The following is a 1,724-nucleotide window of genomic DNA, read 5'->3' on the forward strand; positions in this document are numbered from 1 at the left end:
CCAGGACAACGGCATGGTGTGCGGCGTCAAGCTGCCCGCCGGCCTGAAGAACGCCAGCAAGCTGCCCGAGCCCATCTTCACCCCCGCCACCAAGGCCGAGGTGGGCGACCACGACGAGAACATCTCGTACGAGAAGATGAGCGAGATCATCGGCGCCGAGATGGCCGCCAAGGTGCGCGAGCTGGCCGTGGCCCTCTACAAGAAGGCCGCCGACTTCGCGCTGACCAAGGGCATCATCATCGCCGACACGAAGTTCGAGTTCGGCCTCGATGAGCACGGCAACTTGACCGTGATGGACGAGGTGCTGACGCCCGATTCCTCGCGCTTCTGGCCCATCGAAGGGTACGAGGCGGCCTTTGCCGCTGGCCAGAACCCGCCCAGCTACGACAAGCAGTTCCTGCGCGACTGGCTGGAGCAGGCCACCGTGGGCGGCCAGCCCTGGGACAAGACCGCGCCTTCGCCGGCCTTGCCTCAGGACGTGATCGAGCACACCTCGGCCAAGTACCGCGAGGCGCTCACCCGCCTGACGGGCGCCTGAGCGTTCAGGCCTGATCGGGGCCTTCGGCTGCGGCCGCTGCGTCAGCCGCGTCGGCTGCTGCGGCCGCTTCTGCCAGGGCGGCGGCCTCGGCGGCCAGGGCCTGGGCTTGTTCCGGGCTCAAGGCCCAGCTCTGCAGCAGCTCGGCCGCGTCGCCCACGCCGGTCTTGTTCAGCGACGAGAACAACGCCACGCCGATGTCGGCCTCGTCGGTGGCCAGTTCGGCCAGCACCGTTTGCACCTGGCGCAACGAGTCAGCCTGCTCCTTGCGGTTGAGTTTGTCGGCTTTGGTCAAAAGAACCAACAGCTTGACCTCACCGTTGCGGATGCGCGGCGCCACGAACCCCAACAACTGCGTGTCGAGCTCGGTGAAGCCGTGGCGGCTGTCGACCATCTGCACGACGGCGCACAGGTTGCGGCGGCGAGCCAGGTAGTCGGCCATGACCTCTTGCCAACGCAGCTTGGCCGTGCGGTCGACGGCGGCGTAGCCGTAGCCGGGCAGGTCGGCCCAGATCTGGTCGGGCGCGGCCTTGGGGCCCAGGTGGAAGAGGTTGATGTGTTGCGTGCGACCCGGGGTTTTGGACGCGTAGGCCAGCTGGCGCTGCTGGGCCAGCGTGTTGATGGCCGTGGACTTGCCTGCGTTGGAGCGGCCCACGAAGGCCACTTCCGGCAATTCGTGCACCGGCAGCTGGTGCAGCTGGGCGGCGGTGGTGAAAAAACGCGCCGAGTGGGCCCAGGCCAGGGCCAGCTTGGCAGGGTGCTGGGCCAGGTCCTTCGTGGGGGCCGGGCCGGGGTTGGCGGCAGCCTGGCTGGCGTTGGGCGCAGGGCGCGGACGGCGCCTCGGACCGGGGTTTGTGCTCGCCTTGGGGCGAGAGGGTGTCGAACGGGTCATGGGACATTGTAAAATCTCTGGGTTTGTTTGCCCAAACTGCGTTGGCTCTGGTTTTCGCAGGTCCGGGTGATCCCCACCGCGCTCGTTGCCCCGAAAGCCGCGAGCGACCCCAACAACAAGCCCAGACTCCCAACGTCATGAAGCGCTTTTCTCACCTGATCGCCCTGGCCTCGGTGGCCTTGTCCCTGTCTGGCCTGGCGCACGCCTCCGCTGCTGGCAAGGTCGCCAAGCCCGATCTCGCCGCAGGTGAAGCCAAGGCCGCGGCCTGCATGGCCTGCCACACCGCCGACGGCTCGA

At 67.8% G+C, this 1,724-nt stretch carries 2 protein-coding genes; one reads left to right on the forward strand and one right to left on the reverse strand.

Translation table 11 applies throughout. The features are described from left to right. On the forward strand, positions 1 to 538 hold a 538-nt coding region (locus tag B2W70_RS10745; RefSeq protein WP_286745609.1), incomplete at its 5' end, for a phosphoribosylaminoimidazolesuccinocarboxamide synthase. A gap of 4 nt (positions 539 to 542) precedes the next feature. Here B2W70_RS10745 and yihA read toward each other — a convergent pair. Beyond that, positions 543 to 1,427, reverse strand: coding sequence for a ribosome biogenesis GTP-binding protein YihA/YsxC (gene yihA, locus B2W70_RS10750; protein ID WP_286745611.1), 885 nt, complete (start codon positions 1,425 to 1,427; stop codon positions 543 to 545). Positions 1,428 to 1,724: the final 297 nt, after the last annotated feature.

The organism is Aquabacterium sp. UBA2148 (assembly GCF_002328915.1).
Classification (GTDB): Bacteria; Pseudomonadota; Gammaproteobacteria; order Burkholderiales; family Burkholderiaceae_C; genus Aquabacterium; species Aquabacterium parvum.

Coding starts and splice junctions, on each gene's coding strand:
- yihA (WP_286745611.1), bottom strand. CDS start 1,427: ATGACCCGTTCGACACCCTCTCGCCCCAAGGCGAGCACAAACCCCGGT.